This is a genomic window from Cobetia sp. SIMBA_158 (assembly GCF_046566945.1).
GTDB lineage: Bacteria > Pseudomonadota > Gammaproteobacteria > Pseudomonadales > Halomonadaceae > Cobetia > Cobetia amphilecti.
Genome location: NZ_JAWJYL010001052.1, coordinates 1 through 238, shown reverse-complemented (window position 1 = coordinate 238; position 238 = coordinate 1). Strand labels below are relative to the sequence as shown.

General features: G+C 58.4%; 1 pseudogene. It reads right to left on the bottom strand.

Annotation, left to right across the window (positions count from 1 at the left end):
- A pseudogene (gene cynT, locus R2R70_RS23020) lies at window positions 1–238 on the bottom strand (carbonic anhydrase CynT); the annotation flags it as partial.

Genomic DNA, 238 nt, shown 5'->3' with positions numbered 1-238 from the left:
CTGCGGTCGGTTGGCGTAGCGGTATGGCACAAACGCGAGGATTAGCGGCCACTGGCACAAACTGGCGGGTTCCGCCGTCAAAAGCTGCGATGCTGCCGCTTTCAATGTCGTAGACCCAGCCGTGGAGGGCGATCCGCCCCTCTTCGAGCGCCAGGCGCACCGATGGATGAGTTTGCAAATTAGCCAACTGAGCAATGACGTTTTCACGTACCATCGCCGCAGCTTTTGACGGTAAATC